Origin of the sequence: Streptomyces sp. MH60 (assembly GCF_002939385.1) — a bacterium.
In the GTDB taxonomy this organism is placed as follows: Bacteria; Actinomycetota; Actinomycetes; order Streptomycetales; family Streptomycetaceae; genus Streptomyces.
In genome coordinates, this window is the sequence record NZ_MULI01000028.1 from 1 (window position 1) to 18102 (window position 18102).

General features: G+C 74.7%; 16 protein-coding genes and 4 pseudogenes. 12 read left to right on the forward strand and 8 right to left on the reverse strand.

The genetic code is table 11. The features are described from left to right. Positions 1–193: pseudogene (locus BZZ08_RS18865) on the forward strand (hypothetical protein); the annotation flags it as partial. 37 nt (positions 194–230) lie between these two features. Here the strand turns inward: BZZ08_RS18865 and BZZ08_RS18870 are convergent. Both BZZ08_RS18870 and BZZ08_RS18875 read right to left on the reverse strand, forming a co-directional pair. Next, the gene (locus BZZ08_RS18870) at positions 231–1520 is read right to left on the reverse strand and encodes an MFS transporter (protein ID WP_104633427.1); all 1290 of its coding nucleotides are present in this window, start codon (positions 1518–1520) and stop codon (positions 231–233) included. A gap of 82 nt (positions 1521–1602) precedes the next feature. After that, positions 1603–2490 carry an alpha/beta fold hydrolase gene (locus BZZ08_RS18875; RefSeq protein ID WP_198601568.1) on the reverse strand — a complete coding sequence of 296 codons (888 nt, stop codon included), beginning with the start codon at positions 2488–2490 and terminating at the stop codon, positions 1603–1605. A gap of 168 nt (positions 2491–2658) precedes the next feature. Here BZZ08_RS18875 and BZZ08_RS18880 point away from each other — a divergent pair. From BZZ08_RS18880 to BZZ08_RS18900, 5 genes and pseudogenes are all read left to right on the forward strand, one after another. Continuing rightward, positions 2659–4522: pseudogene (locus BZZ08_RS18880) on the forward strand (BTAD domain-containing putative transcriptional regulator). 102 nt (positions 4523–4624) lie between these two features. Continuing rightward, a complete protein-coding gene (locus BZZ08_RS18885; protein WP_104633429.1) occupies positions 4625–5059 on the forward strand; it encodes a PPC domain-containing DNA-binding protein in 435 nt (144 codons plus the stop codon). A gap of 87 nt (positions 5060–5146) precedes the next feature. Beyond that, positions 5147–5572, forward strand: a complete 426-nt coding sequence (locus tag BZZ08_RS18890; protein WP_104633430.1) for a CBS domain-containing protein — start codon at positions 5147–5149, stop codon at positions 5570–5572. 33 nt (positions 5573–5605) lie between these two features. Beyond that, the gene (locus BZZ08_RS18895) at positions 5606–5860 is read left to right on the forward strand and encodes a DUF6343 family protein (protein WP_104633431.1); all 255 of its coding nucleotides are present in this window, start codon (positions 5606–5608) and stop codon (positions 5858–5860) included. 25 nt (positions 5861–5885) lie between these two features. After that, positions 5886–6905, forward strand: coding sequence for a sigma-70 family RNA polymerase sigma factor (locus BZZ08_RS18900; protein ID WP_104633432.1), 1020 nt, complete (start codon positions 5886–5888; stop codon positions 6903–6905). Between the two features lie 21 nt (positions 6906–6926). Here BZZ08_RS18900 and BZZ08_RS18905 read toward each other — a convergent pair whose 3' ends face one another. Continuing rightward, entirely contained in the window at positions 6927–8366 is a 1440-nt protein-coding gene (locus tag BZZ08_RS18905) for an FAD-dependent oxidoreductase (protein WP_104633433.1), read from the reverse strand. A gap of 14 nt (positions 8367–8380) precedes the next feature. Then, the gene (locus BZZ08_RS18910) at positions 8381–9634 is read right to left on the reverse strand and encodes a polysaccharide pyruvyl transferase family protein (RefSeq protein WP_104633434.1); all 1254 of its coding nucleotides are present in this window, start codon (positions 9632–9634) and stop codon (positions 8381–8383) included. A 148-nt stretch (positions 9635–9782) separates the two neighbouring features. Between BZZ08_RS18910 and BZZ08_RS18915 the strand changes: the two genes are divergently transcribed. Further along, complete coding sequence (locus tag BZZ08_RS18915; RefSeq protein WP_104633435.1) at positions 9783–10733, forward strand: TerC family protein; 951 nt, start codon at positions 9783–9785, stop codon at positions 10731–10733. 18 nt (positions 10734–10751) lie between these two features. On the opposite strand, the gene BZZ08_RS18920 is transcribed toward BZZ08_RS18915, so the two are convergent. Beyond that, entirely contained in the window at positions 10752–11591 is an 840-nt protein-coding gene (locus BZZ08_RS18920; RefSeq protein ID WP_104633436.1) for a helix-turn-helix transcriptional regulator, read from the reverse strand. A gap of 103 nt (positions 11592–11694) precedes the next feature. On the opposite strand from BZZ08_RS18920, the gene BZZ08_RS18925 reads away from it, so the two are divergent. Next, on the forward strand, positions 11695–12402 hold the full coding sequence (locus BZZ08_RS18925) for an SDR family NAD(P)-dependent oxidoreductase (protein WP_104633437.1): 708 nt from the start codon (positions 11695–11697) through the stop codon (positions 12400–12402). A gap of 4 nt (positions 12403–12406) precedes the next feature. Here the strand turns inward: BZZ08_RS18925 and BZZ08_RS18930 are convergent, their stop codons facing one another. Further along, on the reverse strand, positions 12407–12610 hold the full coding sequence (locus BZZ08_RS18930; RefSeq protein ID WP_104633438.1) for a hypothetical protein: 204 nt from the start codon (positions 12608–12610) through the stop codon (positions 12407–12409). A gap of 136 nt (positions 12611–12746) precedes the next feature. Here BZZ08_RS18930 and BZZ08_RS18935 point away from each other — a divergent pair. Beyond that, positions 12747–13634 (forward strand): annotated as a pseudogene (locus tag BZZ08_RS18935) (LysR family transcriptional regulator); the annotation flags it as partial. On the opposite strand, the pseudogene BZZ08_RS18940 reads toward BZZ08_RS18935, so the two are convergent. Further along, positions 13620–14168: pseudogene (locus BZZ08_RS18940) on the reverse strand (NAD(P)H-dependent oxidoreductase); the annotation flags it as partial. The pseudogenes BZZ08_RS18935 and BZZ08_RS18940 sit on opposite strands and share 15 nt — an antisense overlap. Positions 14169–14307: 139 nt before the next feature. On the opposite strand from BZZ08_RS18940, the gene BZZ08_RS18945 reads away from it, so the two are divergent. Further along, positions 14308–15012, forward strand: coding sequence for a TetR/AcrR family transcriptional regulator (locus BZZ08_RS18945; RefSeq protein WP_104633500.1), 705 nt, complete (start codon positions 14308–14310; stop codon positions 15010–15012). Positions 15013–15084: 72 nt separating this feature from the next. Beyond that, positions 15085–16119, forward strand: coding sequence for a LacI family DNA-binding transcriptional regulator (locus BZZ08_RS18950; protein ID WP_104633439.1), 1035 nt, complete (start codon positions 15085–15087; stop codon positions 16117–16119). Between the two features lie 19 nt (positions 16120–16138). On the opposite strand, the gene trxA is transcribed toward BZZ08_RS18950, so the two are convergent. Continuing rightward, complete coding sequence (gene trxA, locus BZZ08_RS18955; RefSeq protein WP_104633440.1) at positions 16139–16534, reverse strand: thioredoxin; 396 nt, start codon at positions 16532–16534, stop codon at positions 16139–16141. Positions 16535–16654: 120 nt separating this feature from the next. Between trxA and BZZ08_RS18960 the strand changes: the two genes are divergently transcribed. Then, positions 16655–18088 carry a dihydrolipoyl dehydrogenase family protein gene (locus tag BZZ08_RS18960; protein ID WP_104633441.1) on the forward strand — a complete coding sequence of 478 codons (1434 nt, stop codon included), beginning with the start codon at positions 16655–16657 and terminating at the stop codon, positions 18086–18088. Positions 18089–18102: the final 14 nt, after the last annotated feature.

Consider the following 18102-nt stretch of genomic DNA (forward strand, 5'->3'; position numbering starts at 1 on the left):
CCAGGGCGCCCCGCTGTGCCGGGCCCTGGCCCTGCCCGCCCTCCGCGCCGCCGCCGACCCGGACCCGCTGCGCGCCGCGCTCGGCGCCCTCTTCGCCGCCGCGGTGGCCCACGGCACCGACTACCCGACCCTGTTCGCGGAGGCCCGGCAGTGCTTTCCCGGCCTGGGCGGGGGCGCGTTGCCGGGAGCGTGACGGTGTTACCGCGTGACGGATGGGGATGCCGGGGGCTTCACGCGTCGCCGGTGGGCTTCACCAGGGCCGGAGCCGGAGCCGGGGCCGGGGCCCGTCGGGGCAGCAGCAGCGGGGTCGTCAGGAGTACGGCGCCCGCGAGCGCGACCGCCGTACGCGTTCCGGTCAGACCGGCCAGCAGGCCCCAGACCGCGGTCAGCGCCGCGGTCGTGAGCTTCCCGCTGACCGTCCAGGCCGACAGGGTGCGCGCCACCCGGTCCGCGGGCGTCAACTCCAGCCGACGCGTGGCGTACACCGGGTTGTACACGCCGACGGACGTGATCAGCCCGAACTCGACGGCCATCACCAGGACAAGGCCCGCCGTCCCCGGACCCACGAAGGCCAGCCCGACGGGCCAGCACACGCGCAGCACCCCACTGGTGACCAGCACCCGGTGTTCCCCGAAGCGCGCCACGAGCGGTCCGGCCAGCCGCGAGCCGACCAGCCCGCCGACGCACGGCACCGCGAAGGCGAGGGAGTACTGCCAGGGCGCGAAGCCCAGATCACCCAGCATGAGCACGGCCAGCAGCGGTGCCGTCGCCATGATCAGCCCGTTGACCAGGACCGTGTTGAGGAACAGCGGACGCAGACCCGGCGAGGCGAGCACATACCGCCAGCCGTCCAGCAGGTCACCGGCGCGCAGCCGGCCCGCTTCCGTGCTCCGCGGGCACGGCTCCCCGCCCCCGATCGCGCGGATGCCCAGCGCCGAGAGGAGGTAGCTGACCGCGTCGGCCGCCACCGTCACCACCGGACCGAAGAGCCCGACCGCGGCCCCGCCGACCGGGGGTCCGAGCAGGGCCGCGGTCCAGGTCGTCGACTCGAGCCGGCCGTTGGCCCGCAGCAGGTCCGGCGGCCGCACCAGCGCCTTGAGACAGGAACCGGCGGCGGCCCTGAACGTGATGTCCGCCGCGGCGACGACGACCGACACGACCAGCAGCTGGGCGAAGCCGAGCCGGCCGAAGGCGTACGCGAGCGGCACGCTCAGCAGCACCGCGCACCGGACCAGGTCCATCGCGACCATCACCGGCCACTTGCGCCGGAACTCCACCCACGGCCCCAGCGGCACGGCCACCACCGCGCCCACCGCGAGACCGGCCGCCGCGAGCGCCGCCACCCGCGCCGGTCCGGCGTCCAGCACCAGGACCGCGATCAACGGAAAGGCGTCGAAGGCGAGCCGCGTGCCGAACGCGCTGACCGCGTACGCCGCCCACAACCATCCGAACCCCCGCCCCGACGATCCGCCGCCCACCAGGTCCGACTCGACCACACCCGACTCCGTCACGCCCGACATCAAAGCGAGCCGGGCCGGGCGGATCAAACAACCGGACGGGCGGCACGTACAACCGATCGTTGTGCACCTGCCCCGGCGTGCCCTACCGGGCCAGCAGGTCGCGCAGCGCCCCGGCGACCTCGCCCGGCGCCTCCTCCGCCATGAAGTGCCCGCAGCCGACGGTCTGGTGCCGCAGGTCCGGGGCCCACGCCCGCCACAGCGCGGCGGCGTCGTAGCCGAGAGCGGCGCCCCAGTCCTGCTGGAGCACGGTCACCGGCATCCGCAGCCGGTTGCCGTGCTCCCGGTCCGCCCGGTCGTGGTCGACGTCGATACCGGCCGAGGCCCGGTAGTCGGCCACGATGGAGGGCACCGCCTCGCGGGACGCCTTCAGGTAGGCGGCGCGGACGTCGGCGGGCAGGGCGTCCGGGTCGCGGGTCCACACGTCGAGGAAGTGACCGAAGAACGCGTCCGGCGCGGCGCCGATCAGCTGCTCCGGCAGCCCCGGCGGCTGCGCCATCAGATACAGGTGGAAACCCACCGCCGCCGTCGTGCCGTGCAGGACGTCCCACATGTCCAGCGTCGGCAGCACGTCGAGCGCGGCCAGGTGCGTCACCGCGTCGGGATGGTCGAGCCCGGCGCGCACCGCGACCAGCGCGCCCCGGTCGTGACCGGCCAGCGCGAACCGCTCGTGCCCCAGCTCCCGGGCCAGGGCGACCACGTCGGCGGCCATGGCACGCTTGGCGTACGCGGTGCCGTCCGGGTCGGCGGGCTTGTCGCTGGCGCCGTAGCCGCGCAGGTCGGGGCAGATGACCGTGTGGTCGGCCGCCAGGTCGGCGGCGACGTGCCGCCACATCAGGTGGGTCTGGGGAAAGCCGTGCAGCAGCACGACGGGGCTGCCCGCGCCGCCGACGGCCACGTGCAGGCCGATGCCGTCGGCGACCGTCACGCGTTCCTGGGTGAAGCCGGGGACGGCCGGTTCCGTGGTGGTCATGGTGGTCAGTGCCTCTCTGTTCCCGCTCGTGTCACATGTCCCTGTGACGCCTTCGAGGCTGCCGCGCGCCGATCAGCAACCGATCAGCAACCGGCCGGGAGCCCTCCCGCACGCGTACCGTGGTGATCGCGCACGCGGGGGCTGATCGGAGCGGACGGAACACGGAACATGGAAGCGGTCACGTTCGGTGTGCTCGGAGCGGTCACCGCCCGGCGCGGCCCCCGGGCGCTCGCGCTCAAGGGCCCCCGGCACCGGGCCGTGCTCGCCCGGCTGATCCTGGCCCGGCGGCGGGTCGTCCCGGTCGCCCGGCTGGTCGAGGACCTGTGGGAGGCGCCGCCGCCCCGGGCCGTGGGAGCGGTGCGCACCTTCGTCGGGGACCTGCGCCGCGCCCTGGAACCCGACCGCCCGCCGCGCGCCCCCGCCCGGCTGCTCGTCACCGAGGGCCCGGGATACGCCCTGCGCGCGGCGCCCGGCACCGTGGACGCGTGGCGCTTCGAGGCCGCCGTCGCCGAGGCGGACCGGCTGCCGGCCGCTCAGGCCCCCGACCGGCTGCGGGCCGCCCTGGGGGAGTGGCGGCGCCGCCGAGGCGGTCCCCGACCTGGACGCGCACCTCGCCGAGCACCCCTGGCGCGAGGAGTCCTGGCGCCTGCTCGCGCTCGCCCTGTACCGGACCGGACGGCAGGCGGACGCCCTGGCCGTGCTGCGCCGAGCCCGTGCCCTGCTGGCCGGACGGCTGGGCATCGACCCCGGTCCCCGGCTGCGCCGACTGGAGGCCGGGATCCTCGCCCAGGACCCGGACCTGGACCCGCCCGGCGAACCGGCGGACGCGGCGGCCCGGCTGTGGGCCCGGGCGACCGAGGCGTACGACCGCACGGTCGCCGCCGGTTCCCCGGCCCGCCTGGAATCCACCGTCGGCCTGCTGCGGAGCCTCGCGGTCACCGGCGGCGGTGGCCTGGAGGCCGCCCGGGAGCACCGGACGGCGGCGGCCCAGGCGGCGGAGGAGACGGGCGACGCGGAACTGACGGCCCGGGTGATCGGCGCCTACGACGTCCCCGCCAACTGGACCCGCAGCGACGACCCCGAACTGGCCCGGAGCCTCGTCGCCGCGGCCGAACGCACCCTCGCCGCCCTGCCGGAGGACCCCGCAGGCGACGCGGCACGCTGCCGCCTGCTGGCCACCGTCGCCCTGGAGTCGCGGGGCGTGCGCTCCCCGCGCGGGCCCCGTGCCGCCGCCGGGGCCGAGCGGATCGCCCGCCGCCTGGACGACCCCGCGCTGCTCGCGTTCGCCCTCAACGGCGTCTACATGCAGTCCTGCACCCGCGCCGGACTGGCTCCCCGCCGCGACGCGATCGGCGCCGAACTCGTCGCCCTCGGCACCCGGCACGGCCTGGTCAACTACGAGATCCTCGGCCACCTGGTCCGGCTCCAGGCCCGCTCCGCCCTCGCCGACCTCACCGCCGCCGACGCCCACGCGACGGCCGTGGACCGGCTCGCCGAACGGCACGAACGGCCCCTCGTCGCCGTCTTCACCGCCTGGTACGCGGCCCTGCGCCAGGCCGCCACCGCCGGCCCCTCCGCCGACTCCCACGACCGCGCCGAGGCCGCCTACCGGTCGGCCGCCGGGCGGCTCGACGGCGCGGGGATGCCGGGCCTGGAACGCGGGCTGCTGCCGCTCGCCCTGCTCGGCCTGCGCCTGGCCCACGGGCGGCCCGCGCAGGTGGACCCGGGCGCGGACTGGGGACCGTACCGGCCCTGGGCCGAGCCGTTCGCCCTGCTGGCCGAGGGCCGGGACGCCGAGGCCCGCGGCGCCCTGCGCGCCCTGCCCGAACCGCCGCCCGACCTGCTCTACGAGGCGCTGTGCTGCGCCGAGGCCGCGCTCGCCCTCGCCCTCGGCGACCGTCCGGCCCTGCGGCGGACGTACGACAGACTGCTGCCCGCGTCCGGTGAACTCGCGGGCGCGGGCAGCGGGCTGCTCACCTTCGGACCGGTCGACGGCTGGCTCGACGCGATCGGCCGGGCCCTGGACGCCTGACGGCGTCGCGGCGAGGCGTCGTCACCGGCGCGCGGATGCCGACGGGACCGGCGTACGCCGAGACCGGGGTTGCCCCGGGCCGTGCCGGGTACCCGCCGGGCCATGAAGTGGCAGCAGGTCCAGGACGGTCCGTCCGCGGTGTACGTGGTGGTGCTCGACGCGGGAGAGGACGCGGTCGCCGAGCTGACCGCCTTCGCCCGTGACCGGTCGCTGGGGGCCAGCCAGGTGACCGCCGTGGGCGCCTTCTCCGAGGCGGTCGTCGGCTGGTTCGACCGGCAGGCCAAGGACTACCGGCCCCTCCCGGTGGAGGAGCAGTGCGAGGTGCTGTCCCTCATCGGGGACATCGCCGTCGCCGACGACGGACCCACCCCGCACCTGCACGCCGTACTGGGCCTGTCCGACGGCTCCACCCGCGGCGGCCACCTGCTGTCCGGCCGGGTCTGGCCGACGCTGGAGGTCGTCGTCCGGGACAGCCCGACGGAGCTGGCCAAGACCCACCGCCCCGACATCGGCCTGGCCCTGATCGACCTGGGCTGAGCCGGCCGCCACGGCACGGTTCACCGGCCCGGGCGCGGGCCGCGCGGCCCGCAGACCCACCCGTACCGACACCCCGGGAGGCGCGACATGACACAGCGCATCCGAGACGTGATGTCACCGGCCGCGGTGGCCGTGGAGCCCATGACGACCGTGACGCGGGCGGCCCGGCTGATGCGCGAGGAGGACGTCGGCGACGTCCTGGTGACCTACGACTGCGACCTGTTCGGCGTCCTCACCGACCGCGACATCGTGCTCCGCGGCGTCGCCGACGGCCGGGACCCCGACACCACCACGGTCGGCGCGGTGTGCACGCCCCCGCCCGTCGTCACCCTCGGACCCGACGACACCACCGACCGCGCCGCCGAGCTGATGCGCCGCCACGCCGTGCGCCGGCTCCCGGTCGTCGAGCACGGCGGCGTCCCGGTCGGCGTGGTCACCCTCGGCGACCTCGCGGCCACCGACGACCCGCACTCCGCTCTCGCGGACATCAGCCGGGCCGCACCCGGCCACTGACCCGCCCACACCCCACCGCCGGGGAGGAACGGCATGAGCGAACCGGTCCACGCGCGGAGCGCGCTCCGGCTGCGGCTGCTGCTGTCGGCGGTCTTCGTGCCGCTGTTCCTCGCCGGGACCGTGTTCTTCGGCGTGTGGGCCGCCGACACCGGCTCCGGCGACAGCCCGGGCCGCGGCACCCTCGTGGTCATCGCCGTGGTGTGCGGGGCGCTCGCCCTGCTGGCGACGGCCGACCTGCTGGTGGTGATCCGCCGGCTGAGCAGCGAACGCGGGACCGGAGCCCCGTGATCCGGAAGGGGACGGAGGAGACGACATGGCGCCCAAGGCACGCACACCCCAGGCAGGCACCCGGGACGACCGCCGCGCCACCACCCGCACCGCACGGCTGCGCACCCGGATCCCCGAACCCGACGAGGAACCCGATCTGCTCGGCCAGTACCTGACCCAGATCGGCGCCACCCCGCTGCTGACCGCCGAGGACGAGGTGCGGCTCGCCACCCGCATCGAGGCGGGGGTGCGGGCCCGGGAGGAACTGGAGGCGGCCGACACCGGCGAGCCCGCCCCCGCGCCCGGGCGGCGCCGGGCGCTGGAGGAGGCCGTCCACGACGGCCGGGAGGCCAAGGACCACATGGTGCGGGCCAACCTGCGGCTCGTGGTGTCGATGGCCAAGCGCCACGCCCACCGCGGGCTGCCGCTCCTCGACGTCATCCAGGAGGGCAACCTCGGACTGATCCGGGCCGTGGAGAAGTTCGACCACACCAAGGGCTTCAAGTTCTCCACGTACGCCACCTGGTGGATCCGCCAGGCCATCGAACGGGGCCTGGCCACCCACGCGCGCACGGTACGGCTGCCGGTCCACGTCGTGGAGCAGTTGCAGAAGCTCGCCAAGGTGGAACGCAAGCTCCGCGCCGGCCTCGACCGCGAGCCGACCACCGAGGAGGTCGCCGACGAGAGCGGCATCGACGTGGACAAGGTCGTCTGGCTGCGCCGGGTCGGACGGGACGCGGTCAGCCTGGACACCCCCGTCGACGAGACCGGGGACACCGTCGTCGGCGACCTCATCCCCGACACCGAGGTGCTGCGGGCCCCGGAGGTCGCCGAGTTCCAGGCGCTCGCGGCGGAGTTGCGGGAGGCCGTCGGCACCCTCGCGCCCCGCGAGTCCCTGATCCTCAGCCTGCGCTACGGACTGCACGACGGCCGCCCCCGCACCCTGCAACAGGTCGCCCAGCACGTGGGTCTCACCCGCGAACGCGTACGCCAGCTGGAGAAGGAGTCCCTCGCCCACCTGCGCGCCCCCGAGCACCGGGAACGCCTGCTCGACTGGGCGGGCTGACCGGGGACCCGGCCCGGAGCGTCAGTCGGGCCGCCCCGTCCGCAGCCGGGCCCCCTGCCGCAGCAGTTCCCGCTGGACCAGCCGGTAGGGCAGCCCGCGCGGTCCGCGCCCGTGCCGTACGGTCAGCGCCGCGCACACCCCGGCCGCGTGCCCGGTCGCCATGGCGATGGGCATCACCCGGTACGACGAGTGCGCCACGTGCGTCCCGGAGATGCAGCGGCCCGCCACCAGCAGCCGGTCGGTGCCCCGGGGCAGCAGACAGCGCAGCGGGATGTCGTAGAAGCTGCCCCGCGGCACCCTTTTCAGGACGGTGCCGGAGCCGCGCGGGTTGTGGATGTCGACCGGATAGGCGCCGTGCGCGACCACGTCCGGGAAGGTGCGCGCCGCCAGGATGTCGTGACCGGTCAGCTGGTAGTCGCCGAGCACCCGCCGGCTCTCCCGCACACCGATGTGCGTGCCGCTCTGCACCACGTACGACTCCTCGAAGCCGGGCACGCGGGTGCGCAGGAAGCGGTCGATCTGCGCCAGTTGGTGCCGGGCCGTGTACTCGGCGCGGGTGAGGTCCCAGACGCTGGTGCCGAGGACCCGGTTCACCCGGGTGCTGTTGACGGCGACCTCGCGCGGGTGCGGGGTCGCGAAGAAGAGGATGTCCTCGCGCGGCAGCCGCAGTTCGCCGCCCGCCCTGGCCTCCTCGATCAGCTCCCACAGCCCGTGCACACCCCGCCACTGGTCGGGGTGCTCGCGCACGTACGCGGCGAAGTCCGGCCGGGCGAAGTCGGCGACGCGGAACATCAGCGTCATGGGCTGCACCAGCCCGTCCTCCGGCCGCCCGATCTCGTACGGCGCCCCGCACGCCGTCGCCACGTCGCCGTCGCCGGTGCCGTCCACGACCACCCCGGCGTCGATCACCACCGGCCCCGACTTGGTCTCGAACACCACCCGCCAGCCCGAGCCGTCGTCCAGCGGCAGCGCGCCGGAGGCGAAGGAGTGGAACAGCATCCGCACCCCCGACTCGTCCATCATCTCCAGCAGGGACAACTTGAACAGCTCCGGGTCGAAGGGGACCGTGTACCCGGTCTTCGGGGAGGGCGGCAGGCAGCCGCCGCGGCCCATGAGCCGGTCCAGCAACTGCCACAGGACGCCCGCGACCACCGGTTCGCCCTCGCCGTGGTCGGTGGGCAGCAGCCGCGAGGCGTCCCCGGCCTCGGTGAACGCGGCCTGCTTGTGCTCGTTGTGGAACGACATCAGCGGCATCACCAGCGCCACGGTCGCGTTGCCGCCGAGGAAGCCGTACCGCTCCACCAGCACGACGTCGGCCCCGGCGTCGGCCGCGCCGACCGCGGCCGCGAACCCGGCGGGGCCGCCGCCCACCACCAGGACGTCGCAGCGGCCCCCGTGCCGGGCGGGCCGGGGCGGCAGGGTGACGGTGCGGGCGTCGTGGGGCTCTTCGAGGATCGGCATCGCTCACCTCCGGGTCAGGCGTTCAGCGGCCGTGGCTCGGCGCGGTAGGGCCCGTCGCCGGTCGGCCCCTCGTCCGCCGGCCCTTCATCGGTTGCGGGGCCGCCGCCCGATCCTCGTGCGGCGCCGATCTCGTCGAGCAGGGACCCGCACCGTTCGCAGGTCTCCCGCGCCGACGCGGACAGCTCGCCCATCCGGGTCCGCAGGTCGTCCCGGCGCTGCGGATACTCGTCCCAGAGCCGGTCCACCTCCGCCAGCAGCAGCCCGGCCTGCTCCCGCGCCACCCCCACCAGGGCCGGTGCGCCCAGCCTGCGCGCGAAGTCGAAGACCTTGCCGGAGTACGGCAGCGGGAGCACCGGTACGCCGGTGAGCGCCGCGAAGATCACGAAGTGCAGCCGCATGCCCACGGCCACGTCGAGGTGGCGCATGAAGCCGAGGACCTGCCCGGGGCTGTAGTCGCCGTGCAGGATGCGGCCCTGGTCCGGGGCCGTCATGTGGGACAGCACCGCGTGCGCGTGCCGTACGTCGTGCCGCTCCATCGGCAGGAACACCACGCGCGCGTCCAGCCGGCGGACCAGGAAGTCCGCGACGTCGGCGAGCAGCGCGTGGTAGTCGCCCTCGTCGAGTTTCTCGGCGGCCCGACCCGGCTCGCGCACCGACATCCCCACCAGCCGGGTGCCGGACGGGATGCCCTCGTCGCGCATCATCGCCTCGGTGAACGGCTCCGGGGCCAGCAGCAGCGCCGGGTCGGCGGTGACCGCGACCTCCCGCTCCAGGCCGACCTCCTCCAGGACCAGCCGCGACTCCTCGTCCCGCACCACGACGTCGGCCATCTCCGCCAGCACCGTGCGCACCGCGTCCCGGTCCTCCGCGTCGGTCAGCGGGCCGGCGCCGACGGCGTAGGCGAAGGTGGGCACGTGCCGGGTCTGCGCGGCGCGCACCAGCCGCAGATAGCGCCGCGCCTCGCCGTCGTACAGGATGCCGCCGCCGCCCAGTACCAGGAGGTCCAGGCCGGGCAGCACGTCGAGGACGTGGTTGCGGCTGACCCCCTCCCACGGCACCACCTCGTCGGCGTCGGGATGGTGCGCGCGGGTGTGCTCCGCGTCCCGGCTCAGCACGACGAGGTGCGCGTCCGGACGCCGGGCGCGCAGACAGCTCAGCACGCAGGTCAGGATCGCCTCGTCGCCGATGTTGAAGCCGCCGTAGGAACCCAGCACGCCGATGCGCGGGCCCCGGCGGGCGGGGAGCGGATGCGAGGGCCGAAGGTTCATCCGGGGGGCTCCCGTCACGTCGGAATCGGCCGGTGCGCGCCGGTCTCGGTGCGTGGGGCCGCGCACAGCCGGGTTGCCTGCGCGGCATCCCGGAAACACCCTGACCAAGAACCACCCGTACGCGATCCGTCCCGCACGAGGAGCACCGGTGAACGTCTCCCTCAGCGTCTGGCTGCTGACCGTCGCGGGCCTGTGCGTCCTCGTCGCCGCCGACTTCTTCATCGGGCGCAAGCCGCACGACGTCTCCATCCGGGAGGCCGGGATCTGGACGGCCGTCTGGGTGGCCCTGGCCTGCCTGTTCGGCGTGGGGTTGCTGGTGGCCGGCGGCGGCGGGCCCGGGGGCGAGTTCTTCGCCGGCTACCTCACCGAGAAGTCGCTCAGCGTCGACAACCTCTTCGTCTTCGTGCTGATCATGGCCAAGTTCGCGGTGCCCTCGCGGTACCAGCAGCGGGTGCTGATGGTCGGCGTCCTGGTGGCCCTGGTGCTGCGCGCCGCGTTCATCGCGGCCGGCGCGGCGATCATCTCCGCGTTCTCCTGGGTGTTCTACCTCTTCGGCGCCTTCCTGATCTGGACCGCCTGGAAGCTCGTCCAGGACGCCCGCAAGGGAGAGCACGAGCAGGAGTACGAGGAGAACAAGCTGCTGAAGTCGATCGAGCGCCGCTTCGGCGTCGCCGACCGGTACCACGGCACCCGGCTGTGGGTGGAGGAGAACGGCAGGCGGGTGATGACCCCGATGCTGGTCGTGATGCTCGCGATCGGGTTCACCGACATCCTGTTCGCCCTGGACTCCATCCCCGCCATCTACGGGCTGACCCAGGACCCGTACATCGTGTTCACCGCCAACGCGTTCGCCCTGATGGGCCTGCGCCAGCTGTACTTCCTCATCGGCGGCCTGCTGAAGAAGCTGGTCCACCTCTCCTACGGCCTGTCCGTCATCCTCGGTTTCATCGGCGTCAAGCTGGTGCTGCACGCCCTGCACGAGTCCGGCGTCCACGTGCCCGAGATCGGCATCGCGTTCTCGCTCGGGTTCATCGTGCTGGTCCTCGCGGTCACCACGGCCAGCAGCCTGTGGGTCACCAGGCGGCGGGAGCGGGCGTGACGCCTTCGAGCGGACGGGCTACTCCACCAGCTCCTGGGTGCCCAGGACCGTGAGCAGGGCGAGCCGCTCCGCGTCGGCGGTGCCCGGCTCGGCCGTGTAGACCATGATCCGCAGATCGCTGCCCGCCACACCGAGCACGTCGCAGTCCAGGGTGACGGGCCCCACCCGTGGATGGTCCACGACCTTGCGGGCCGCCTCGTGCCGGCCGACCGCGTCCGCCCGCCACAGTTCGTCGAACCGCTCGCTGCGGGCACGCAGCTCCGCGACCAGCCGGGCCAGCTCGCGGTCGGCGGGGTAGCGGGCGGCGGTGGCGCGCAGGTCCGCGACGAGGGCCGCCTCAAAGGCCCGGCGCTCCTCGGGGGTGTACCGGGCCCGGCTGCCCGGCCCGACGAAGTTGCGCCACACGCCGTTGCGCTCCGGGCCCCGCCACCGGGACGGGTCGCCCATCAGCGCCGCGTAGGGCGGGTTGGCGAGCAGCAGCGTCCACGCCGCGTCGTACACGGCGACCGGGGTGCCGGCCAGTCGGTCGAGCAGCCGGTGGACGCTCGGCGGGATGTACGCCGGAACGGTCTCGGGCCCCGGCGGCACCAGCCCGGCCAGCCGGAACAGGTGCGCGCGCTCCTCGGCAGGCAGCCGCAGCGCCCGTACGAGCGCCTCGACGACCTGTGCCGACGGGTTGGCCGCCCGGCCCTGTTCGAGGCGGGTGACGTAGTCGACGGAGACACCGGCCAGCAGGGCCAGCTCCTCGCGCCGCAGCCCCGCCGCCCGCCGGTGCCCGCCCGCGGGCAGCCCGGCCGACCCGGGGGAGAGGCGGTCCCTGCGCAGCCGCAACGCCCGCCCGAACTCCGTAGCCGTCATGCGCCCCAGTGAACACCCCGGGCGCCCGGTCTTCCTGGTACCCGTGGTCCCAGGAAGACCGGACGCCTGGCTGCCGGCGCCGGCGCGCCGCAGGCTCGATCCCATGACGACCACACTGATCACCGGAGCCAACAAGGGCCTCGGCTTCGAGACGGCCCGCCGCCTCGTCGCCGCCGGCCACACCGTCTACGCCGCCGCCCGCGACCCCGAGCGCGGCCGCCGCGCCGCCGGGGAACTGGGCGCGCGCCCCCTCGTCCTGGACGTCACCGACGACGCCTCCGTCGCCGCCGCCGTGCAGACCGTGGCGGCCGACGGCGGCCTCGACGTCCTGGTCAACAACGCCGGCGTCGAGCAGCGCGGCGAGCACAACTCGGTGACCGGGGCGGCGGACACGACCGCCGGCCTGGTGCGCACCGTCTTCGAGACCAACGTCCTCGGCCTGGTGCGGGTGACCCACGCGTTCCTGCCCCTGCTGCGCCGCTCCGCCGCGCCCGTCGTGGTCAACGTGAGCAGCGGGCTGGCCTCGCTGACCGGACTCACCTCACCGGAGAGCCCCGGGTACGGCTACCCGGGCCTCGCCTATCCGGCGTCGAAGACCGCGGTCAACGCGCTGACCGTGCAGTACGCGAAGGCGTTCCCCGGGATGCGGATCAACGCGGTCGAGCCGGGCTTCACCGCGACCGACCTGAACGGCAACACCGGCACGCAGACCGTGGCCGAGGGCGCCGAGGTCATCGTCCGGATGGCCCGGCTGGGCCCGGACGGACCCACCGGGGGCTACTTCGACGCGGCGGGTCCGCTGCCCTGGTAGCGGGTCAGCGGACCGCCGGCGTGGGCCTGCCGCGCGACACCACCCGGGTGCCGTGGCCGTCGACGACGCGGGCCTGGAGCGAACCGCAGGCACACCGGGTCCACAGGGTGCCGCCCGCCCCGGTGGAGTGGGCGGACAGCACCTGGAAGGGCTCGGCACCGTCGGGCCACCCGCAGTGCGGGCAGACGACACCGGTCGTGCTGGGCATGGCGACTCCTCGTCAGTGGTACGTCGGGATGCTGGTGCGGGCCTCGGTCCCACCGTGGCGCCACCGACAGCGTGCGGCCACGGATCCGTTCACGTCCAGGTTGACTTTACGGACTCCACCGTGAAGCGTGCACTTCATGATTGATCTGCGCAGGCTGCACGTGCTGCGGGCCGTCGCCCACTACGGCACCGTCACCGCGGCGGCCCGTGCCCTGCACTTCACCCCCTCGGCCGCCTCCCAGCAGATCCGGCAGCTCGCCCGGGACCTCGGCGTCGACCTGCTGGAGCCGCAGGGGCGCGGGGTGCGGCTGACCGCGGCCGCGGAGAGCCTGCTGGAACACGCCGACGCGATCGAGGCCCGCTGGGACGAGGCCGAACAGGATCTGCGGGCGGGGGAGGGGGCCCCGGCCGGGCCGCTGCGGGTGACGGGGTTCCCGGTGGCCGTCGCCGTCCTGCTGGCCCCGATGGCGGCGCGGCTGCGGGAGCGGCACCCCCGGCTGTCGGTGCGGATCCGGGAGGTCGAGGTGGCGGAGAGCTTCGACCTGCTCTTCGAGGGGGAGAGCGATCTGGCGGTGGTGGAGGCGACCCCGGCCAGCCCGCCGTCGGCCGACACGCGCTTCGAACAGCGGCCGCTGCTGGACGAGCCGTTCGACCTGGTCGTCCCCGCGGACCATCCGCTGGCCGGACGGGAGGAGGCCGACCTCGCCGACGTGGCCCACGAGGGCTGGATCGCGCCGCTGCCGCAGAGCCCGTGCCGGACCCACCTGGTGGCGGCGTGCGGTGCCGCCGGGTTCACTCCCGACGTGGTCCATCTCGCGGTGGACTGGAACGTCACGGCCCACCTGGTCGCCCACGGGCTGGGCGTCGCGCTGGTGCCCCGGCTCGCCCGGCTGACCCCCGAGCTGCCGATCGTCCGCGTGCCCTGCGCCGGCCGCCCGCACCGCAAGCTGCTCACCTGCACGCGCGGCGGCGGCCACCGCCGTGCGGCGGTCGCGGCCGCGCTGGAGGAGCTGCGCACGCTGGCCGTGCAGCTGGGCGACGACCTCGGTCAGCTGGGCGGCGACCTCGGCGTCGTCGGCCGGGTGGGTCTCGGCGAAGCGGGCGCCCGAACCCGGGATGGACAGCTTGATGTCCTCGATCACCTTGCCGCCGGCGATGCCCACGGCCTTGCGGGCCTCGTCCTGCGCCCACACGCCGCCGTACTGGCCGAGCGCGGTGCCCACGACGGCGACGGGCTTGCCGGTGAAGGCGCCGGCGCCGTAGGGGCGGGACAGCCAGTCGATGGCGTTCTTCAGGACGGCCGGGATGGTGCCGTTGTACTCGGGCGAGAAGAGCAGGAAGGCCTGCGCGCCCTGGGCGGCCTCGCGCAGCTTCGCGGCGGCGGCCGGGACGCTGCCCTCTACGTCGATGTCCTCGTTGTAGAAGGGGATGTCGGCGAGCCCCTCGAACAGCTGCACCTCGGCGCCCTCGGGCGCGAACTTGACGGCCGCCTCGGCGAGCTGGCGGTTGTGCGAACCGGCGCGAAGGCTGCCGACGAGCGCAAGGATGCGGACAGACATGAGTACTCCCACTACTGGAACAGATGGTGACGGGCGGGCCGAAACCTGGCGGCAACGATCCGGACCGGGGTCCGTTTAATTTCTAACATCCCAAACGGACCGCGGTCCAGTTTTCTTCCCGATGCTTTACGCTGGCTTCATGTCCGCCGCCCCGCCGCACTTCCCGCAGCCCCAGGAGAACGCCGGTCCGCCCGAGCTGCTGCAACTCGGCACCGGGACCGACGAGGACGAGCCCTGCCTGCGGGCCGACGCCGCGCGCAACCGCGCCCGGCTCCTGGAGGCCGCCGAGCGGCTGGTCGCCGAGCACGGCGCGGGCGCCCTCACCATGGAGGCGGTGGCCGCCGCGGCGTGCGTGGGCAAGGGCACGGTCTTCCGCCGCTTCGGCGACCGCACCGGGCTGCTCGCGGCGCTGCTCGACCACTCCGAGCGGAAGTTCCAGGCCGCGCTCCTGAGCGGTCCGCCGCCGCTGGGTCCCGGCGCCCCGCCGGTCGAGCGGCTGCGGGCCTTCGGCTGCGCGCTGCTGCGCCGCTCCATCGACGAACTCGACCTGCTCCTGGCCGGGGAGCCCAGCGCGGAGCGCCGCCACACCTTCCCGCCGCGCCGTTTCCTGCGCCACCACGTGGCACTGCTGCTGCGCGAGGCCGTGCCGGACGCCGACAGCGAACTCCTCTCGCACACCCTGATGGCCTACCTCGACGCCGCCCTGATCCACCACCTCACCCAGCAGTGCGGGCTGCCCGCCGAACGCGTACGGGCGGGCTGGCTCGACCTGGTCGCACGGGTCACCCGCACCGACACCCCGGCCCCGGGGACCCAGACCCCGGCCACCGCCCCGTCGGACTGAACTCCGTCCGTCGCGGACGACGTTGCCCCGCCCGCCGTCCCGCGTCCGGCTTCTGCCAGGATGCCGTACGTCATGGTGCAGATACCGAATCCGCCGCCCCCCGAGCCCTCCGCAGCGCGCTCCGTGCCCACGAGTGCCGACGTGGCCCGCCTGGCCGGCGTCTCGCGCGCGACCGTCTCCTACGTCCTCAACAACACCGGCGCCGTACGGATCAGCGAACCCACCCGCCGCCGCGTCCGCGAGGCCGCCCGGGAACTCGGCTACGTCCCGCACGCCGCGGCCCGCTCCCTGCGCGCCGGACACAGCCGCATGGTCCTGATGCCGGCGCCGTCCTTCCCCGCCGGCCCGCTCTACAGCCGCTTCCTCGCCGAACTCCAGTGGGCGCTCGGCCGCCTCGACTACACCGTCGTGCAGCACGGCACCGTCGGCGTCCACGGCGACGAGGCCGCCCGCGCCTGGGCCGAGCTGCGCCCGGTCGCCGTCCTGGTGCCCGGCGCCGACCTGGGCCCGCGGGGCGTGGAGATCCTCAAACGCTCCGGCGCCCGGGCGGTCCTCACCCTCGGTCCCGAGGCCGTCGAGGGGGCGCACGCCCTGCTCACCGACCAGGAGGGCGTCGGCCGCGGCGCGACCCGCCACCTGTACGACCGCGGCCGCCGCGGCATCGGCGTGGTCGTGCCCGCCGAACGCGGCCTGGACGTCTTCTCGGCACCGCGCCTCGCGGGCGCCCGCGAGGCCGTGTCCGGCACCGACGCCACCGTCACCGAGCTGCCTCTCGCCTACGACGAGAGGGACGCCGCCCGCCTCGCGGCGCGCTGGCGTCCCCTGGGACTCGACGCGGTGTTCGCGTACAACGACGAGTACGCGATGCTGCTGATGCGGGCCCTCCAGGACGAGGGCCTCGACATCCCCGGCGACGCCGCCGTGATCGGCGCCGACGACCTGATGCTGGGCCGGCTGCTGCGGCCCCGGCTGAGCACCGTCCACCTGGAGCTGCCCGCCGGCCGCGACCTGGCCGCACTCGTCGACCGGGCGGTGCACGACCCGGGCGCCGCGCCCGAGCGCCACAAGGTACTGGGCGCGACGGTGGTGCACCGGGAATCGAGCTGACCGGCGGCCGGACCGCCCGCTACTGGCCTTCCTGGCCGCTCTGCCCGGCCTGCGCCTGCTGCTCGGCGACCGCCTTGCGGACCTCGTCCATGTCCAGGTTCCGGGCCTGGCCGATCACGTCGGTGAGAGCCGCCTCCGGCAGCGCGCCCGGCTGCGCGAACACCGCCACCTGGTCCCGCACGATCATCAGCGTCGGAATCGACTGGATGCCGAAGGCCTGCGCCAGCTCCGGCTGCGCCTCGGTGTCCACCTTGCCGAACACCAGGTCCGGATTGGCCTCCGCGGCCTTCTCGTAGACCGGCCCGAACTGCTTGCACGGACCGCACCACTCCGCCCAGAAGTCGATCAGTACGAACTCGTTGTCCGTGACCGTCTGGTCGAAGTTCTCCTTGGTGAGTTCCACGGTGCTGGTCATGAGGTGATCCCTCTTCCTGGTTTCGGGGGAGAAGCCGTCGGCACAACACTGCCGACCTGGTGGGTATTCCGCGCACGTACCCATGTGGCCAGGGCGCACACCACCCACCAGACTGACCCCATGACGCAATCGGATTCCCTCATGTACGACGTCGTGGTGATCGGCGCGGGCCCCGTCGGAGAGAACGTCGCCGACCGCACCCGCGCGGCCGGGCTGTCCACCGCGATCGTGGAGAGCGAACTGGTCGGCGGCGAGTGCTCCTACTGGGCGTGCATGCCCAGCAAGGCCCTGCTGCGCCCGGTCCTCGCCCGCGCGGACGCCCGCCGCCTGCCCGGGCTCGCGCAGGGGGTCCAGGACCCCCTCGACGCGCAGGCCGTCCTCGCCCGCCGCGACGAGTTCACCTCGCACTGGAAGGACGACGGCCAGGTCCAGTGGGTCGAGGGCATCGGCACCGACCTGTACCGCGGACAGGGACGGCTCACCGGACCGCGCACCGTGGAGGTGGCCGGCCCCGACGGCAGCCGCCGGACCCTGACCGCCCGGCACGCCGTCGCCGTCTGCACCGGCAGCGCCGCCGCCCTGCCCCCACTGCCCGGACTCGCCGAGGTGCGCCCCTGGACCAGCCGCGAGGCCACCAGCGCCAAGAGCGCGCCCGGCCGCCTCATCGTCGTCGGCGGCGGAGTCGTCGCCGTCGAGATGGCCACCGCCTGGCAGGCCCTCGGCTCCCGGGTCACGATGCTGGTGCGCGGCGACGGCGGCCTGCTCGCGCGGATGGAGCCGTTCGCCGGGGAACTGGTCGCCGAGGCGCTCACCGAGGCCGGCGTGGACATCCGCACCGGCGTCTCCGTCGAGTCCGTCACCCGCGAGAACGGCACCGTCGTCGCCGTCACCGACACCGGCGACCGCCTGGAGGCCGACGAGATCCTCTTCGCCACCGGCCGCACGCCCCGCACCGGCGACCTCGGCCTGGAGACCGTCGGCCTCAGGCCGGGCTCCTGGCTGCCGGTCGACGATAGCCTCCGGGTGGAGGGCCACGACTGGCTCTACGCCGTTGGCGACGTCAACCACCGTGCCCTCCTCACCCACCAGGGCAAGTACCAGGCACGCATCGCGGGCGCCGCCATCGCCGCCCGCGCCTCCGGGGTGCCGATCCTGGAGTCCGACCCCTGGGGCGCGCACGCCGCGACCGCCGACCACCACGCCGTTCCCCAGGTGGTCTTCTCCGACCCCGAGGCCGCGTCCGCCGGCCTGACCCTGGCCGAGGCCGAGCAGGCGGGACACCGCGTGCGCGCCGTCGACGTCCCCATCGCGGTGGCGGGGTCCAGCCTGTACGGCGACGGCTACCGGGGCCGCGCCCGCATGGTGGTCGACCTGGAGGACGAGATCGTCCGCGGCGTCACCTTCGTCGGCCCCGGCGTCGGCGAGTTGATCCACTCCGCGACCGTCGCGGTCGCCGGCCGGGTGCCGATCAGCCGGCTGTGGCACGCGGTGCCGTCCTACCCGACGATCAGCGAGGTGTGGCTGAGGCTGCTGGAGGCGTACCGGGACAACTGACGGGTCACCGCACG